Consider the following 17,763-nt stretch of genomic DNA (forward strand, 5'->3'; position numbering starts at 1 on the left):
CTCGTGTCCGCACGCATTGCCGGACGCTCATTCACCGCTTATCTGAAGATCAGGCATTCTCACGTTTTTTCGTGCAACACCACCCCCTCTTTTCATCCTGAAAGAATCTTGTGAGCGAACGGTAGAGTCGTTTCTTCAATGTCTTTCTAGCTCGCTCACAAGATCCTTTCAGGATGACAAATAGAAATAATAATTTGCTTAAAATCCCTCAAGGTTACTTTTAAACTATGGCGCGGATTTACTTCCGTGACTTGTGAATAAAAGGCACGGAAGTAAGTCCGCACCATATAAAGTCTGACCGGAAAGAGACAAAGCATTTTTCGGCATACGTGCGGACACGAGCGGGACGCTCGCGCCAGCGGTACTATCCGGTAGTCCTTGGATTTTAGCTTCTCCCAACTCGCTTGCCAGAATTCCTTTTCCCAACCACACGCCGTACTTTTGTGTTTTAGGGCTACTTTTCCCGAAGCGGCTCAAAACCAAACGGAATCTCATGTTCAGAATAAATACATTTAAAACCCTGCTCTTTCTGACCGGGTGCCTAAGTTTTTCTCTTGTGGGTAAGGCTCAAACCTCAGGCGTGCAAACCCAACTGGACCAGCTCGCCGATAAGGTGGAGCCGAAGGTCATCCAGTGGCGTAGAGACCTGCACCAAAACCCGGAGCTGGGCAACTTTGAGGTGAAAACCGCTGAAAAAATCGCGAAGCACCTCAAGGCCCTAGGGCTGGAGGTGAAAACCGGCGTAGCCAGAACGGGCATAGTAGGCATCCTGAAAGGCGGTCAGCCCGGACCAGTGGTGGCCCTGCGCGCCGACATGGATGCTTTGCCGGTGACGGAGAACAACACCCACAACCTGCCGTTTGCCTCTAAAGTGAAAACCACCTTTGAGGGGCAGCAAGTAGGCGTAATGCACGCCTGCGGCCACGATGCGCACGTAGCCATGCTCATGGGCGTGGCCGAGGTGCTGAGCAGCGTGAAGAAAGACCTGAAAGGCACGGTAAAATTCGTGTTTCAGCCCGCTGAGGAGGGTTCCGCTCCCGGACAGGTGGGCGGCGCGAAGCTGATGGTGCAGGAAGGCGTGCTGGAGAACCCCAGGGTAGATGCCATGTTCGGGCTACACATCCGCTCAGACGTGGAAGTGGGCACCATTACCTATCGGCCGCAGGGCATGATGGCCAGCTCAGATAACTTCAAGATTATTGTAAAAGGCCAGCAGGCGCACGGCGGCACCCCCTGGATGGGCGTGGACCCGGTAGTCACCTCGGCGTACATTGTAACCGCTTTGCAGACCATTGTGAGCCGCCAGGTAGACCTGACCAATGCGGCGGCCATCGTGACGGTGGGAGCCATTAACGGGGGCGTTCGCGCCAACATCGTGCCTACGCAGGTGGAGATGATCGGGACCATCCGGGCGCTGGATGTGCCCATGCAGCAGCAGATTCATGAGCGGCTGAAGCAGACGGCCACCAGTATCGCCACGGGAGCCGGGGCAACTGCCGAAGTGCAGATCCAGGAAATGACACCCGTTACCTACAACCACGAGGCCCTTACCGCCCACATGCTGCCTTCGCTGCAACGCGTAGCCGGTACCAACCAGGTGAAGCTCACCAAACCCGTGACCATTGCCGAGGATTACGCCTACTTCCAGCAGAAAGTACCGGGGCTGTACCTCTTCCTGGGCGGCATGCCCAAAGGCGCAGATCCCGCCAAAGCCCCCTCGCACCACACCCCGGATTTCTATATTGAGGAAAGTGGCCTAAAACTGGGTGTGCGGGCTTTAGCCAATTTGGCCATAGACTATCTCAACAACCCCTTGAAGTAACCGGTTTCTAGCCTGTTTTCCTGAAAACAGGCTAGAAACCGGTTACCCACCCCTCCCAGGAGGGGAGTCTCTTATCCTGTATACCAGTGAAAATTCCCCTCCTGGGAGGGGCAGGGGTGGGGCCACCATCCACACGTATTTTTTTACACATCAATCTTACCAACCTTGAAACTAGCATTAGTGACCTATGAGGCGCTCCAAAGCTACGGTGCCCTGAGCGGCAGCGAAGACGGAGTGCTCATTGATTTTCTTACATCCAAAGGCATTGACATTACCCCGGAGGTATGGGACAACCCGGCCGTGAACTGGCAGCAGTATGACGCCGCCATCTTTAAATCGCCCTGGGATTACTTTGACAAATTTGAAGCCTTCCGGGCCTGGCTGGATCGTGTAGAAGCCACGGGTCTTCGCACGTTGAACCCCATCTCCATCATCCGCTGGAACGCCGACAAGCATTACCTGTTGGAAGTAGAGAAAGCCGGCTTGCCCATTGTACCCACCGCCCTGCTCAAAAGAGGAGTAGCCGCAGAACTGGCCCAATATTTTGACTTATTCCAAACCGATAAACTGATCATCAAACCCAGCGTGAGCGGCGGCGCGAAGAACACGTTTGTGGTAATCAAAGAAGAGGCGGAGCAGGTAGTGCCCAGATTGCAGGAACTGCTGGCGGCAGAGGATTTCCTGGCTCAGCCTTTCGTGCCCCAGATTCAGGAAGAAGGCGAGTGGTCGTTCCTGTTCTTCAACGGGAAATACAGCCACTGTCTGCTTAAATCGGCTAAATCTGGCGATTTTAGGGTGCAGCATTTCTTTGGCGGTACCATTCAGCCGCAGGAAGCGCCGGCGCACCTGTTAGCCCAAGCCCAGAAAATGGTAGATCAGTTTGCCCTAAACTGCCTGTACGCCCGGGTAGACGGCGTGGTGGTTGGCGAGGAACTGCAACTGATGGAACTGGAACTGATTGAACCGTTCCTGTACCTGCACACCCATCCGCACTCCCTGGAGAATTACTATCAGGCCTTGAAAGAGATGCTGTAAGCATTGTTTTCAGGCTGTTTTCAAGAAAAGAGCACAAAAAGAAACTCCTCCTTAGCCACAGTGCCAGGGAGGAGTTTCTTTTTATTAACAACGGTTCTTACCCAAACAGATTGATGCTCATACCGCCGTCTACGGCAATGCACTGACCCGTGATGTAGGCAGCGGCCGGCATGCATAGGAAAGCCACGGCGGCCCCCACATCCTCGGGGTTCCCGATGGTTCTGGTAGGGGTTCGGCTCAGCACGCTTTCCAGGTACTCTTGGTTCTGCAGCACCTGCTCGGCCAGCGGTGTTCTGATGTACCACGGTGCCACGCAGTTTACCCGAATGCCGTCCGGTGCCCACTCGCCCGCCAGATTCTTGGAGAGCTGTACCAGCGCGGCCTTGGTCATGCCGTAGATGGCCCCGGTGCGCACGTGTCCCAGTCCCGCCACCGAGGACACATTCACCACGTTGCCCTGCGGCGAGGCTTTCAGAAACGGATGCGCCAACCGGCACAACTCAAACGCCGAGGTGAGATTGGTGTTGAGTAGGTAGCTGTATTCCTCAGAGGTGTAGTCCCCGATTTTCTTGCGGATGTTAGTGCCCACGTTGTTCACCAGGATGTCCAGCGAACCCCAGGTGTTCTCCACCAATTGGATCAGGTTCAGGCGGTCGGCGGCCTGGCTTACGTCGGCTACCATGCCGGAGGCTCCTAAGCCCCGGCTGCGCCAGTCGGTCACGGCCTGGTTTACCTCCAGTTCCTTGCGGGCCACAATCAACACTTCGGCCCCAAGGTTCAACAACTCTTCGGCAATGGCGGCGCCTATGCCTTTGGTGCCTCCGGTTACCAGGGCCCGGCGACCGTCTAGTCTCCAACGGTTATTCTGCATTTGCTTTTTACTTGAAAAGATGATTTGAAAGCTTAAGTGTACGCAGAATTCGGCAGAAGGGAAAGCCTGTTGGCGGATGGTCTGTTTTAAGAAGCGTTATGGGGGCTTTTCCAGGAAAATAAGCCAAAAGCAACAGAACCAGATTTCGGCCTGTCGCAATTGGCTTAGGGAAGGTTGCTTCGTCTGAAAACGTGGTTACAGGGAGGCCATGAACGTGACCAGCAAACCCCGTATGAGCTGCACCAGCGTGGAAGGGAAAACGCCTATCCACACCAAGAGCAAGCCCAGCACCGCCATGGTGGCGCCGCTGGCAAAGGAAATGGCCGGATGCAACACCTTCCTTAGTTCGGGTTTCTGCTCGGGCTGAGCGAACATAACGGCAATTACTTTGATGTAGTAATACACCCCAATGATGCTGTTCAAGACCAGCATGCCCACCAGAATCCATTGCTGGGTGTTCACGCCCGAGGCCAGAATGTAGAATTTGCCCACAAACCCCGCCGTGAGCGGAATGCCGGCTAAGGAGAGCAGCATAGCCGTGAAAATAGCTGCCGTGGCCGGACGCCGCCAGAACAAGCCGCGGTAATCCTCCAGTTGGTCGGCGTCGCGTACGTTGTCAGACAAGAAAGCCACCACGCCAAAAGCCCCCAGCGTGGTGATGAAGTAGGCTACCAGATAAAAGCTCACCGCTTCCACGCCCAGTTGGTTTCCGGCCAGAAAGGCAATGAGCAAATAGCCCAGGTGGGCAATGGACGAATAGGCGAGGAGGCGCTTGATGTTCTTCTGCCGAAGCGCCAACAGGTTGCCGGCCAGCATGGAGGCAATGGCAATGATAGTAAAGATGAGCAGCAGGCTGGGATAACGGTAGCCGTTGGTCTCAGAGATGAACCGGATGAGCAGGCCCATCATGCCACCCTTAGAAACGGTGGCAATAAACGCCGTGACCGGGGCCGGCGCGCCTTCGTACACATCAGGCGCCCACATGTGGAAAGGCACTACGCCCAGTTTAAAGCCCACGCCCACCACTATCAGCCCGAAACCTGTTAAAAATAGGAGCGGCATTTCCTGTCCGGAATTCAGGAAAGCAGCCATTTCGGGGAAGGCCATGGTGCCGGTGACGGCATACATGAGGGCCATGCCAAAGAGCATGAACGCCGAGGACATAGCGGCCAGAATGAGGTATTTGATGCCTGCCTCGTCAGACATTTCGCGGGTGCGCAGGTAGGAGATAAGCGCGTACAAGGAGACACTGAGCACCTCCAGCCCCAGGAAGAGCGCCATGAAATGCTGGCTGATCACCAGTACACAGGCTCCCAGCGTAGCCAGCAGCAGCAGAATGTAATATTCTTCCTTGCGTTCTTCGCGTTGTTCAAAGTAGGCGTAGGAAACCATGGTCACAAAAAGTGAGGTAGCCAGAATCAGACCCATGGTGAACACGCCCCAACCATCAATAATCAGGAAGGGCGGAATGGGGTAGGTGAAGCCCCGCAACGGAAGTAGAAAATACATGGCTACCAGGTGAGCCAGCACCGTCAGCCCGAAAACCACCCGGTGGTTTCGCTTTACCGCCACCGACAACATGGTTACTATAGAGGCCCCCACTAGCACAAGCAAGGGCATCAGGTACGTTAGATCATTCAAGCGCATGGCTGCCTCCTTTCAAAGTGTGAACTGAATCCTGGGGATGTGCGGTAAGCGTGACCGCATTGGGGGAAGTGGTTTTAAGCTCAGGCTTCTGGTAAGCCTCCAACTGTTCTTCCAGCGAGCCCTGGGCCAGGTCCAACACCGGTTGCGGATATAGGCCCAGCCACAGGATGAGCGCCACCAGCGGCAGGGCAATCACCATTTCCCGAAAGCTAAGGTCCCGCATGCCTTTGGAGGTTTTTTGAGCTCCCAAGAACACTCGCTGCATAATCCGGAGCGAATACACGGTGGCCGCCACCAACCCGATGGTTGCGAAGATTGTTAGGACCGGATTGGCCCGCCAACTGCCCACCAGGGTCAGGAACTCGGCAATGAAATTTCCTAGTCCGGGCAGACCCAGTGAGGCCATCACAAACACCAAGGCTATCACCCCCATTTTTGGAATAGCAGGCCAGAAACCGCCCATCTGCCGGATATCGCGGGTGTGGAGCCGCTCGTACAGCAAGCCCGCCAGAATGAACAAGGCGCCGGTACTGATGCCGTGCGTAATCATCTGCATCACCACGCCCTGATACGCCCACTGGTTAAACGCAAACACACCCAGCACCACAAAGCCCATGTGGCTCACGCTGGTGTAGGCAATGAGGCGTTTTAGGTCGGTTTGGGCGAAAGCCAGGAGTGCGCCGTACAGGATGCCTATTACCCCCAACAGCATCGCCCCGGGGGCAAAGGCCTGCGCGTTCTCCGGGAACAGCGGAATCACGAAGCGTAGCAGACCGTAGGCCCCGGTTTTCAGCAGCAGTCCGGCCAGAATCACGCTGCCGGCGGTAGGGGCTTGGGAGTGGGCATCGGGGAGCCAGGAATGGAACGGCACCACGGGCAGTTTCACTAGGAATGCTGCCAGGAAACCCGCCATGAGCCAACCGCCCACGCCGGGCGGAAAATTGGTGCCCAGCAGCTCAAAGTAGTTGAACGTGTACGTGCCGGTAGCCGCGCCATGCACAAAATACAGGCCCAGAATGGAGAGCAGCATGAGCAGCCCGCTGGCTTGGGTGAAAATGAAGAACTTGTAGGCGGCGTAGGTCCGGTTCTCGTGGCCCCAAATGCCAATCAGGAAGTACATGGGAATGAGCATTACTTCCCAGAAAAAGTAAAACAGGAACAAATCCATGGTGAGGAATACGCCCGTAATGCCCGCCAAGACCCAGAGCAGGTTGAAGTGGAAAAAGCCTACCTTGTTTTTAATCTCTTTCCAGGAAATCAGCACAGAAACCAAGCCGATGAAGAACGTAAGGGCCAGCATAAGTAAGCTCAGTCCGTCCAAGGCCAGGGAAAAGGAAACGCCCCACTGCGGCACCCAGGGCAGTTCATACCGGAGCAGCCAGGTACCCGCGGGGCTGATGGCCGGAGGCGTTTGCGTCCAGAGGAACAGCGTGATGCTTAAACAGGCCAGCGAGACGAACAAGGCAATCCAGCGCGGGGCCTGGGCATGTAGTCTGCCGCTGACCCAGGCCAGAATACCACCAGCCATCAAGAGAATAAGAAGCCAGGCGAGCATCATGGCAGTAAACTTATGGTGAGAATAATGAGGGCGCCCACTACCACGCCCATCATGTACCAGCGCAGAATACCATTCTGGGTTTGGGCCAGACCCCGGTTCAGGGCCCGGGTCAGGGAAGTCAGAAACGAATAGAAGGAATCAATGACATCGTTCTTGTTGAGGGTGGCCAGAAACACGAAAGGCTGCACAAAGAGGGCGCCGTACAGCTTGTCAAACCCCCAACCCGAGTACCAGAACCGGTGCAAAGCCATGGCCGCCCCTGAGTTCCGGATTTGCGCATGCAGTTCGGGCTTTTTCAGGTAAACCAGGAAGGCAATCAACACGCCCGCCAATGAAATAGCTGCGGCCAGTACCTGGAACATCCACTCCGCAGAAGCCAGACTATCGTCTACGGCCAGATTTGGCAAAACCGGGCGTAAAAGGTCAGAGAACAAGACCACATGCCCGAAGTTATGCGGCAATTCAATAAAGCCGCCAATGGTGGAAAGGATGGCCAATACCACCAAGGGCAGAATGATGAGGGTGCCCGGCGGATGCTCCAGGTGCGTTTTGGATTCGCCATAGAAGGTGATGAACACCATCCGGAAGGTGTAGATGGCGGTGATGAAGGCGCCCATCAACCCGGCCGCATAAAGCCACACATTGCCCCGTTCGCCCGCCAACGCCAGCCACAGAATCTGGTCTTTGCTGTAAAAACCGGCGGTAATCAGCGGCAAAGCAGCCAGAGAAGCGGCTCCAATCAGGAAGGTCCAGAACACAGCCGGCATTTTCTCTTTCAGGCCGCCCATTTTGAACATGTTCTGCTCATGGTGCAGCGAAAGGATGATGGCCCCGGCCGCCAGGAAGAGCAACGCTTTGAAGAAAGCGTGAATCATGAAATGGAAAATACCCGCGCTCCAGGCACCCACACCCAATGCCAGGAACATGTACCCAATCTGACTGATGGTGGAGTAGGCCAGCACCCGCTTCAGGTCTGACTGGGTAAGCGCGGAGAAGCCCGCCAGGAGCAGCGTCACCGCTCCAATCACCGCTACCGTCAACTGGGCTACAGGTGCTAATTCAAACAGCACGTGCATCCGGGCAATGAGGTATACGCCCGCTGTCACCATGGTAGCCGCGTGAATGAGCGCGCTCACGGGTGTTGGTCCGGCCATGGCATCGGGGAGCCAGGTTTGCAGCGGCAACTGGCCTGATTTTCCCACGGCTCCTCCTAGCAACAGAAACGCAATCAACAGGGCAGGCTGCGCACCTACGGGCCAGCTTTGGACTGCCTCCGTGGAAATGCTCTGGATATGCAGCGTCCCGAAGTACTGGAAGAGCATGAACAAGCCGATGGCCATAGCGGTGTCGCCCACGCGGGTAATGATGAAGGCCTTGCGGGCGGCATAGCCGTTTTGGGGCTCTTTATACCAAAACCCAATCAAAAGGTAACTGCACAAGCCCACGCCTTCCCAACCCAGGTACAACAGCAGCAGGTTGTCCGCCAACACTAGCACCAGCATGGAGCCCACAAACAGGTTCATGTACGCGAAAAAGCGGGTGAAACCCTCGTCCTCGGCCATGTAAGCGGTAGAGTACAGGTGAATGAGAAAGCCCACGAACGTAATCACGAAGATGAATACCAGTGACAGCGCATCCAGGTGAAAGGCGATACTTGGATTGAAGCCTGCTACCTCAAACCATTGCCAAACTTCCTGCCGGTACACGCCGCCTGCCGGAGCATCAGTCAAGAATTGGAAACCCAGAAGCAACGTGAAAACCGCCGCCAGCCCCACACATCCTACGCCAATCGCAGACACCGCGGGACCGGACAATCTGCCGCCCAGCAGAATGAGCAGAAGGGCACCCATGAAAGGCAAAGCGGGAATGACCCAGAGTAGATTTTCCATAGCTATCCGTGCATTAGGTTGGCTGCGTCGCTGTCAAGGGTTTTCAGGTTGTGGTACAACTGGAGAATCAGGGCCAGGCCCACGGAGACTTCGGCGGCGGCCATGGTGATGATGAAGATGAACATCACCTGTCCCTCGGGTTGGGCCCAGCGCGCCCCGGCCACAATGAAAGCCAGCCCGGCGGCATTGAGCATGATCTCCACCGAAATGAGCATAAAGATGATGTTGCGCCGGATGAGCAGACTCACCAGCCCGATGACGAAGAGGATGCCCGCCAGCAGCAGGCCGTATTCCATGGGGAGCGTATTCATGCCTCGGTCCTTTCCAGAAAACGGTGGATTACTTTCTTTTTCTGCCGGCCCAAATGATAGGCGCCCACAATGCCCGCCATCAGCAGCATGCCGCTCAGCTGCACGCCCAGCACGTAAGGTCCGAACAAAGACATGCCCACCGCCTGCGCCTCCACGGGCGTGCTACGGTAGGTGTCGGGGGTGTCAGCGGTGAAAATGTAGACCAGCTCCACCAGCAGGATCATGGACAATACGGCCGGGCCGATCCAGATGCGGGGTTTCAGCCATTCCTTTTCGTGCTGTATGTCTTCCTGGGTGAGGTTCAGCATCATGATCACAAAGATGATGAGCACCACAATGGCCCCGGCGTAGATGATGATCTCCAGGGCGGCCATGAAAGGAGCCCCCAATGTGAAAAACACCACCGAAATAGCCAGAAACGACACCACTAGGTACAGCAGCGCATGGATGAGGTTGTATTGTGTGACTACCATAATGGTGGCCAGAACAGCGACGGCGGCGGCGATGAAAAAGGTCAGTTCCATGGCAGTTCTGGTTAGGGCAGCAGGCTTTTCACGTTCACCGGCGGATTTTCATTGATTCCTTCGCCCTTATCCTTGCCCCCAATGGCCATGCCTGCCACTTTGTAGTAGTTGTAGCCGGGGTATTTGCCCTGCCCGTCAATGAGCAGGTCTTCTTTCTCGTAGACCAGGTTCTGGCGGTTGTACTCGGCCATCTCAAAATCGGGGATAAGCTGGATGGCGTAGGTGGGACAGGCCTCCTCGCAGAACCCGCAGAAAATGCAGCGCGAGAAGTTGATCCGGAAGAAATCCGGGTAGCGGCGGCCGTTCTCGTCCTCCGTGGATTGCAGCGAGATGCAGTCTACCGGGCAGGCCGCCGCGCAGAGGTAGCAGCCCACGCAGCGCTCGCCCTTGTCTGGGTCGCGGGTGAGCACAATCCGGCCGCGCCAGCGGGTGGAGAGCTTGGCTTTTTCCTCGGGGTACTGGATGGTGTCGCGCTTGTGGAACGCGTGCAGGAAGGTTAACCCCATGCTTCTGAGAATACTAAACATATCAGCTCCTTTCTTTATGCCAGGGCCCAGCGAGAGCGATGACGGATTTATGCGTTAAGGTTCGTTTTGCATCAGGACAATGGCCGCCGTTACCAGCAGGTTCACCAGGGAAAGCGGAAGCAGAATCTTCCAGCCGTATTCCATGAGTTGGTCGTAGCGGGGGCGGGGCAGGGAGGCGCGCAGCAGGATGAACAGGCTGATGAAAGCGAACACCTTGATGGCGAACCAGAACAGCGGCGGCAGAAAACCCGGACCCAGCCATCCCCCGAAATACAGGGTCACCACCATGCACGAGATGAGCGTAATGCCCAGGTACTCGCCAATAAAGAACATCCCGAATTTCATGCCCGAGTACTCTGAGTGGAACCCCGCCACCAACTCGCTCTCCGATTCCGGGATGTCAAAGGGCAGGCGGTGCGTCTCGGCCACGCCGGCGATGAAAAAGATGACAAACCCCAGGATCTGCGGGATGAAAAACCAGAGATCGCGCTGGGCTTCCACAATGGTGCTCAGGTTAAACGTGCCGGTCAAAAGCACCACACCCATCAAGGCCAGTCCCATGAACACCTCATAGGAAATCATCTGGGCCGCGCCGCGCATGGCCCCTAGCAGCGAGTATTTGTTGTTGGAGGCCCAGCCGCCCAGAATAATGCTGTAAGCACCCATGGAAGACATGGCCAGGAAAAACAAGATTCCGATGTTGAGGTCGGCCACCACGATGCCGGGCGCAAACGGCACCACCACAAAACCCAGCAGCACCGTCACCAGCACAATGGCCGGGGCGATCACAAACACCACTTTATCGGCCAGGGGCGGAATCCAGTCTTCCTTGAAGAACAGCTTCAGGGTATCGGCGAGCACGATGAACAACCCGAAGGGACCCGCGCGGTTAGGGCCATAGCGGTCCTGCCAGAGCGCCAGCATCCGGCGTTCCACCCAGATGAGCCCCGCCGCCACGTTCAGCAGCGCAAACAACACGCCTCCAATGATCAGGAGATAGTGTGAGGTTGATTCTTCCATGCCGGTTCTTGTTTAAGGATGATGGCCCAGGCGGGTACTTCAGCAAAAGGAACATCGGGGAGACCTCTGGGTAAACCCGCGGTGCCAAGGGGTAGCTCAGGAAACAGTTTTACCGGCAACCGGAACGTCTGGTGGTTCAACGTGAAACTGAGGATCTCCCCGGCTTCCAGCCCATACATCTGTGCGTCTTGCGGGCTCAGGGCCACGTAGGGTTTCGGGGCTCTTTCTGCAATTCCGGGCGAAAAACAGCTCAGTTCCTCAGAGCCAAAAATGTGGGGCAGCGGCAGCACGAGTAAGTGGTCTTTCAGGGGCTGGAAGTCCTCGGGTGCTTCGTGGTAATAGCGATGGGTGCCGTTCTGCCCGGGTTCTATAAGCCGCACCCCCGGATCACCGTATCGCAGATGCCCACCCACTTCGTCCTGGTACTTGTTCACCGACTGCATGGAGTTCCAGCCCGGTGCCCAGAAGAAAGGCGTGATAGGCGAAGGCGGTTGCCCCCGGTACCCTTCCATGGTGTAGGAAAGCGGCGCATCGGGGTCTTCGGGTGGTTTAGGCTCGCTTACACTGTGGTGGGCGAACATGGCAGTGCGGCCGCTGAACCGATGCGTTTCCCTAGGCACTTTCTGACCCGCAATCCGGAAGCCGGCGGGTGGCGCAATAGCCTCCAGACTCCTGAACCTGGGTTCGATTTCTATAAGCGCGTGGGTTACATCGTCCAGGTTCTCCCACTGGTTCATCAGGGGCACGTGCAAAGCTTGTCCAATTTGGGAGAGCCAGCGCCAGCTTTCCTGGATGTCCTCTGCGGTGGGATAGACCTGGTAAAAGCGCTGGGCCCGACCCTCGTTGTTCACCAGGGTGCCGTCTGCCTCAGAGAAGGCGCCGGCCGGCAGCACGATGTGGGCTTTCTCAGAGGTGGCGTGGTGCAGGTGGTCCAGCACGATGACCTGTTTGGCTTTGCCCAGGAACCGGTCTACCTCTGCTTTATCGGCGCAGCGGTGCAGGTTGTTCTCCAGGATGATGACCGCATCGGCGTAGTTGTTGTGGATGGCCGCAAAAGCAGAATCCAGCCGGTGACCTCCCAGCATTGCCAGGCCCATGCTGTTGCATTCAGGAACGGTGAGCACGATGCCGGTTTCTGGATTTTGGGCGTGCAGGGCTGCGGTGAGGTTAGCGGTGGCTTCCAGCACGGCTTCGCTGCCGCTGGAACAACCCGAGATGATCAAAGGTCTTTTTGCGTGGACCAGTGCCTGCGCGATCTGCTCCGCCAGGGCCTGTTCTTCCTCTGGGAGATGCGGCACCTCCGGCGACTCGGCGCTGATCAGGTTGGCTACGGCAAAACCCAGGCGGGAGATAGTATCTGGTGAGGCGTGAACCGCAGCGGTGGCGATCTCATCCAGTTTGGTGGCGGTGAGCGTGGCCATGAATAGCGGGCCGTGCTGGTCCTGCACCAGTTCCCGGGCGGCGGCATCCTGCCAGTAGGGGATACTGGCCTGCATCACCGTTTCCATGGGCTGTAGCCTTACCGACTGCCGTACGGCCAAACCCAGCCGGGGAGCGGTGTTGATCAGGTCCTCGCCCAGGATGAACACCGCATCGGCTTTCTCTACTTCCCGCATACTAAAGGTGCGCGCCGGCGAAGACTGCAGAATCTTCAGACTCATGTTCACCAGGTCATAGTCCGTATCGGAGACGCCGCTGTGGAAGTTGTCTTCGCCCACCAGCGCCTTCAATGCAAAGTTAGACTCCAGTGAAGCGCGCGGCGAGCCGATGCCGATGAGGCGGGCGTTCTTGAGTTGCGCGGTTACTTCCTGCAAAGCCTCCTGGCGGGAAACCGCTTCGGGCAGTTTACTCCGCACCAAGGCTTTTTTCACCCGGGCCGGACTATTCACAAACTCGTACCCAAAACGGCCCCGGTCACAGAGAAAATAGCCGTTCACCTCGCCGTTGTAGCGGTTCACGATCTGGCGTAAAGAGCCGTAGCGTTCGCCGGCGGTGATGTTGCAACCCAAACTGCAGTGGTGGCAGATGGAAGGAGCCATGGTCAGGTCCCATTTGCGGGTATAGTGCTGCTTCAGGGTTTTATCGGTGAAGACGCCGGTGGGGCAAACCTCAGCCAGGTTGCCGCTAAACTCGCTCTCCAGCACGCCATCTTCGGCCCGCCCGAAATACACGTGGTTGTGCGCCCCGAACACGTCCAGGTCTTTGCCGCCGGCATAGTCTTTATAGTAGCGCACGCAGCGGTAACACTGGATGCAGCGGTTCATCTCGTGGTTGAGGAACGGGCCCAGGTATTGGTTTTGGTAGGTGCGTTTCTTGAACTGGAAGCGGCGGTAGGCGTGGCCCGTCATCACGGTCATGTCCTGCAGGTGGCAGGACCCGCCCTCGTCGCAGACGGCGCAGTCGTGGGGGTGGTTCGTCATGAGCCACTCAATCACGTGCTTGCGGAACTCTTTGGCCTCAGGCTCTTCAATGGACAGGCGCATCTGGTCGCGCACCGGTTCCATGCAGGACATGATCAATCGGCCTTTGGTATCTGTTTCGTCTTTGAAGACTTTCACGGCGCACTGGCGGCAAGCCCCCACCGATCCCATGGCCGGGTGCCAGCAGAAATAGGGCAGGTCTTTGCCTAAGCTCAGGCAGGCCTCCAGCAGGTTTTTGCCGGCCTTTACCTCGTAGGGCACGTTGTCTATGTAGATGGTGGGCATGCTACTTCCAGGGACATTGGTGATCGTGGATGTGGCGTTCAAAATCCTCCCGGAAGTATTTCAGGGCGCTCTGCAGGGGTTCCATGGCTCCGGGGGCAAGGGCGCAGAAGGTGTTGCCCGGACCAAGGTATTTGGTATGGAAATCCAGGATGTTCATATCCTCGGGCCGACCCTCGCCGCGGTCAATGGAGAGCAGGACTTTCTCTACCCAGGGCAGGCCCTCGCGGCAGGGCGTGCAGAAACCGCAGGACTCCTGCGCGAAGAAATGCTGGAGGTTGTGCACGAAGCCCACGGGGCAGGTCTGGTCATCCAAAATGATCATGGTGCCGGTGCCCATGCGGCTGCCCGCCGCCGCGATGGACGTGTAATCCATAGGCGTATCCAGGTGCTGCTCTACCAGGAAATCGGTGGAGGCGCCGCCGGGCAGGGCCCCCTTGAACTTGTAGCCGTCCAGCATGCCGCCGGCGTATTCTTCCACCAGTTCCCGGATGGTCACGCCCATGGGCAATTCCCAGGCGCCGGGCCGTTTCACCTTGCCGCTCACGCCGTAGATCTTGGTGCCGGCATCCTGGGTGCGGCTCAGGCCTTTGAACCATTCCGGGCCATTATTCACGATATGGGGCAAGCAGCAAAGCGTTTCCACGTTGTTCACGATGGTGGGTTTGCCGTACAGCCCGCTCACCTGCGGAAAAGGTGGTTTGGCCCGCGGCATAGCGCGTTTGCCTTCCAGGGCGTTGAGCAGCGCGGTTTCCTCGCCGCACATGTAGCGGCCCACGCCGGTGTGCAGGTGCATCTCCAAACTGAAACCCGAACCCAAAATGTTCTGCCCCAGGTAACCGGCGGCATAAGCTTCCTGAATGGCCCTGACAATCCCCTGGGCAGCTTTTTTGTAGGCCCAGCGCAGGAACACGTAGGAAATATCCGCCCCAATGGCATAGGAGGCCACAATCATGCCCTCAATGAGTTGGTGCGGATTTCCTTCCAGCAACATGCGGTCTTTGAAGGTGCCGGGCTCCATTTCATCGGCGTTCGCCACCAGGTATTTTGGCCGGGGCACGTCCGGACCCATGGGCACGAAACTCCACTTGAGCCCGGTGTTGAACCCAGCCCCGCCTCGGCCGCGCAGGTTAGAGTCTTTCACCAGCGCTACCACTGCCTCGGGCGAGAGTTCCTGCAGGGCTTTCCGCACCGCCTGGTAGCCGCCCACCCGTTCATACTCCTGCAGGCTGAGGGGCTCTCTATCGGGGCGGATGTGTTTGGTCAAGGGTCTTTCCATGGATTTTGCCGGGGCGGTTTATCTGTGGTGGTGCAGGATTCCGTCTAACTCTTCAATGGTCACATTCTGGTACAGATGGTCGTCAATCATGAGGGCAGGGGCGCGGTCGCAGGTGCCCAGGCAGACGTTGGGCAGGAGCGTGAAGCGGCCATCGGGGGTGGTCTCGCCATACTTAATCTGCAGTTTCTGCATCAGGTGGTCCCTGATCTGCTCGTAACCCATGACCCAGCAACTGATGCTGTCGCAGAGCAGGATCACGTGGCGGCCCACCGGCTGCCGGAAGATGAGGTTGTAGAACGTGGCCACGCTGTCCAGCTCCTCCGCCGACATGCCCAGCATGGTGGCCGTATCCTTCAAGCTTTCATCCGAGACCCAGCCGCGATGCTGTTGCACCACTTTCAGGGCTTCAATGCAGGCCGCCTTCTTCTGCGGCACCAGGCTAATCTCATGTTCAATCTGCGCGATTTCCTCCGTGGTCAGCATCTGTTCTTCGGTTTTGTTGTTGTTCATTTCACTGCCCAAGCAGCAGCGCTTCAGTTGTTCTCCACTCACCTGACGTTCCCTGTTTAAGGCCTGTTTTCCAGAAACCAGCCTAAAAACAGAGAACTCAGGCGGACATTCACTGTATTTTGCAGCCCCTCGGCTTTCCGCGGTTTTCCTGCCGGGTTGTTTTAGGGCTGTTTTCCTGAAATCAGCCGCAAAACCAAAGTCACTCAGTAGCGCTTAAACCGAAGGGCTTCTTTTATTCACTCAACCACTCATTCTCTTAATCACTCAATCAAGCTACCGGTCAATATCCGCCAGCACGTAGTCCATGGCGCCGAGGATGGAGAGCAGGTCGGCCACGGTGTAGCCGCGCGTGATGTAGGGCAGCATCTGCATGTGGGGGAAGGAGGGAGTGCGGATGCGGACGCGGTACGCCGAGGTGTTGCCGTCTGAGGTGAGGTAATAGCTGTTGGCGCCTTTGGTGGCCTCGATGCAGCTCATGGCCTCGCCCGCCGGGATCACCGGTCCCCAGCTCACGTTCAGGAAGTGCGTGATGAGCGTCTCGATGTCCTGCATAGTGTGTTTCTTGATGGGCGGCGTGGTGAGCGGGTGATCGGCCTTGAACGGACCGGCGGGCATGTTCTTGAGGCACTGCTCAATGATGCGTAGGCTTTGCCGCATCTCGGCTACGCGCACCAGCGCCCGATCATAGCAGTCGCCGTTCTGGCCGGTGGGCACCTCAAAATCAAACGTTTCGTAGCCCGAGTAAGGCCGCGTTTTCCGGAAGTCCCAGTTCATGCCGCAGGCCCGCAGGTTGGCCCCGGTCACACCCCATTCAATGGCTTCCTCGGCGGTGAAGATGCCTATTCCCACCGTGCGCGCTTTGAACAGGCTGTTCTTGAGCACCATGCTGTCGTACTCTTTGAGCCTTTTGGGAAAATAGTCCAGAAAACCCTGCACCAGCGTTTCCCAGCCCTTAGGCAAATCCTGCGACACGCCGCCTATGCGGAACCAGTTGGGGTGCATGCGCCCGCCGCAGATGGCCTCCACCACCTCAAATACTTTCTCGCGGTCAGAGAACATGTAGAACACCGGCGAAAGCTGGCCCAGATCCTGCGCGAAGGTGCCGTACCACACCAGGTGGCTCGCAATCCGGAAGAACTCGCACATCATCACCCTGATCACTTTCACCCGCTCCGGCACCTCAATGCCCGCCAGTTTCTCCACCGCCAGCAGGTACGCCAGGTTGTTCATGACGCCGCCCAGGTAATCCACCCGATCAGTATAAGGGATATAAGTGTGCCACGACTGCCGCTCGCCCATCTTCTCGGCCCCGCGGTGGTGGAACCCGATTTCGGGCACGGCATCCACAATGTCTTCGCCGTCTAATTGTAGAATGATGCGTAAAACGCCGTGGGTGCCCGGGTGCTGCGGCCCGATGTTGAGAAACATGAAATCACTGTCCTCGCTCTGGCGCGCCATGCCCCATTCCTCGGGCTTGAACTTCAGGGCCTCCTGTTCGCGATCCTGCTTTTCGTCCCACAACCGGAAAGGTCCCATCTCGGTGGCCCGCGCCGGGTGCTCCTTGCGCAGCGGGTGCCCTTCCCAGGTGCGCGGCATGAGAATGCGTGACAAGTGCGGATGGCCCTCGAACTTGATCCCGAACAGGTCATAGATTTCCCGCTCGTACCAATTGGCGTTGGCCCACAGTCCGGTTATGCTGGGCAGCGAAGGATACTCCCCAAACAAGCCTATTTTCAGCCTGATGAATTGGTTCCGGGCGTAGGAGAACAGATGGTAGACAATGGTGAAATCGGTGTGGGGAACGTGGTTTGTGGCGCGGTTGCGGGTGCGTTCGTCCAGGGCGCAGAGGTCATAGAGGAAAGGGAAGGGCTGCGGGATTTCTCTCTTGAGGTACCGCAGGATCTCTTTGGCTTGGGCTACAGGCATCCAGAGGGTGAGGATCTCATCCTTGGTGGTCTGTACGGTGAAGGTGCCCTCACCGAAACGGGATTGCAGTTGCGCCAGAAGGTTGCCGTTGCTATCCATTGTACAGGAGTTTTGTTGCCCATTCTGGGGCAAAGCGTTTTCC

14 protein-coding genes are annotated in these 17,763 nt (G+C 57.2%); 2 read left to right on the forward strand and 12 right to left on the reverse strand.

Annotation, left to right across the window (positions count from 1 at the left end; genetic code table 11):
- Positions 1-493: 493 nt before the first annotated feature.
- Together JT718_RS08650 and JT718_RS08655 are read left to right on the forward strand one after the other, a co-directional pair.
- On the forward strand, positions 494-1,822 hold the full coding sequence (locus JT718_RS08650) for an amidohydrolase (protein WP_205501835.1): 1,329 nt from the start codon (positions 494-496) through the stop codon (positions 1,820-1,822).
- Positions 1,823-1,987: 165 nt separating this feature from the next.
- On the forward strand, positions 1,988-2,857 hold the full coding sequence (locus JT718_RS08655) for an ATP-grasp domain-containing protein (protein WP_205501836.1): 870 nt from the start codon (positions 1,988-1,990) through the stop codon (positions 2,855-2,857).
- Between the two features lie 97 nt (positions 2,858-2,954).
- Here JT718_RS08655 and JT718_RS08660 read toward each other — a convergent pair whose 3' ends face one another.
- The 12 genes from JT718_RS08660 to nuoC all read right to left on the reverse strand — a co-directional run bounded on the left by JT718_RS08660 (position 2,955) and on the right by nuoC (position 17,720).
- Positions 2,955-3,728 carry an SDR family oxidoreductase gene (locus JT718_RS08660; RefSeq protein WP_205501837.1) on the reverse strand — a complete coding sequence of 258 codons (774 nt, stop codon included), beginning with the start codon at positions 3,726-3,728 and terminating at the stop codon, positions 2,955-2,957.
- A 195-nt stretch (positions 3,729-3,923) separates the two neighbouring features.
- Entirely contained in the window at positions 3,924-5,375 is a 1,452-nt protein-coding gene (locus JT718_RS08665) for an NADH-quinone oxidoreductase subunit N (protein ID WP_205501838.1), read from the reverse strand.
- Complete coding sequence (gene nuoM / locus JT718_RS08670) at positions 5,362-6,933, reverse strand: NADH-quinone oxidoreductase subunit M (RefSeq protein ID WP_205501839.1); 1,572 nt, start codon at positions 6,931-6,933, stop codon at positions 5,362-5,364. Before nuoM ends, JT718_RS08665 begins: the two co-directional genes overlap by 14 nt.
- On the reverse strand, positions 6,930-8,822 hold the full coding sequence (gene nuoL, locus JT718_RS08675) for an NADH-quinone oxidoreductase subunit L (protein ID WP_205501840.1): 1,893 nt from the start codon (positions 8,820-8,822) through the stop codon (positions 6,930-6,932). The genes nuoM and nuoL overlap by 4 nt, the downstream gene beginning before the upstream one ends.
- A gap of 2 nt (positions 8,823-8,824) precedes the next feature.
- Complete coding sequence (gene nuoK, locus JT718_RS08680; RefSeq protein WP_205501841.1) at positions 8,825-9,133, reverse strand: NADH-quinone oxidoreductase subunit NuoK; 309 nt, start codon at positions 9,131-9,133, stop codon at positions 8,825-8,827.
- Complete coding sequence (gene nuoJ, locus JT718_RS08685; protein ID WP_205501842.1) at positions 9,130-9,657, reverse strand: NADH-quinone oxidoreductase subunit J; 528 nt, start codon at positions 9,655-9,657, stop codon at positions 9,130-9,132. Before nuoJ ends, nuoK begins: the two co-directional genes overlap by 4 nt.
- 11 nt (positions 9,658-9,668) lie before the next feature.
- Entirely contained in the window at positions 9,669-10,184 is a 516-nt protein-coding gene (gene nuoI, locus JT718_RS08690; protein WP_205501843.1) for an NADH-quinone oxidoreductase subunit NuoI, read from the reverse strand.
- 54 nt (positions 10,185-10,238) lie between these two features.
- Positions 10,239-11,204 carry an NADH-quinone oxidoreductase subunit NuoH gene (nuoH, locus tag JT718_RS08695; protein ID WP_205501844.1) on the reverse strand — a complete coding sequence of 322 codons (966 nt, stop codon included), beginning with the start codon at positions 11,202-11,204 and terminating at the stop codon, positions 10,239-10,241.
- Positions 11,174-13,909: an NADH-quinone oxidoreductase subunit NuoG gene (nuoG, locus tag JT718_RS08700; protein ID WP_205501845.1), complete on the reverse strand. Its 2,736-nt coding sequence runs from the start codon at positions 13,907-13,909 to the stop codon at positions 11,174-11,176. The genes nuoH and nuoG overlap by 31 nt, the downstream gene beginning before the upstream one ends.
- Before the next feature lies 1 nt (position 13,910).
- Complete coding sequence (gene nuoF, locus JT718_RS08705) at positions 13,911-15,185, reverse strand: NADH-quinone oxidoreductase subunit NuoF (protein ID WP_205501846.1); 1,275 nt, start codon at positions 15,183-15,185, stop codon at positions 13,911-13,913.
- Positions 15,186-15,203: 18 nt separating this feature from the next.
- Positions 15,204-15,737: an NADH-quinone oxidoreductase subunit NuoE gene (nuoE, locus tag JT718_RS08710; RefSeq protein ID WP_317195495.1), complete on the reverse strand. Its 534-nt coding sequence runs from the start codon at positions 15,735-15,737 to the stop codon at positions 15,204-15,206.
- Between the two features lie 231 nt (positions 15,738-15,968).
- On the reverse strand, positions 15,969-17,720 hold the full coding sequence (gene nuoC, locus JT718_RS08715; RefSeq protein WP_205501847.1) for an NADH-quinone oxidoreductase subunit C/D: 1,752 nt from the start codon (positions 17,718-17,720) through the stop codon (positions 15,969-15,971).
- Between the last annotated feature and the right edge of the window lie 43 nt (positions 17,721-17,763).

This window comes from Rufibacter psychrotolerans (assembly GCF_016924645.1).
Classification (GTDB): domain Bacteria; phylum Bacteroidota; class Bacteroidia; order Cytophagales; family Hymenobacteraceae; genus Nibribacter; species Nibribacter psychrotolerans.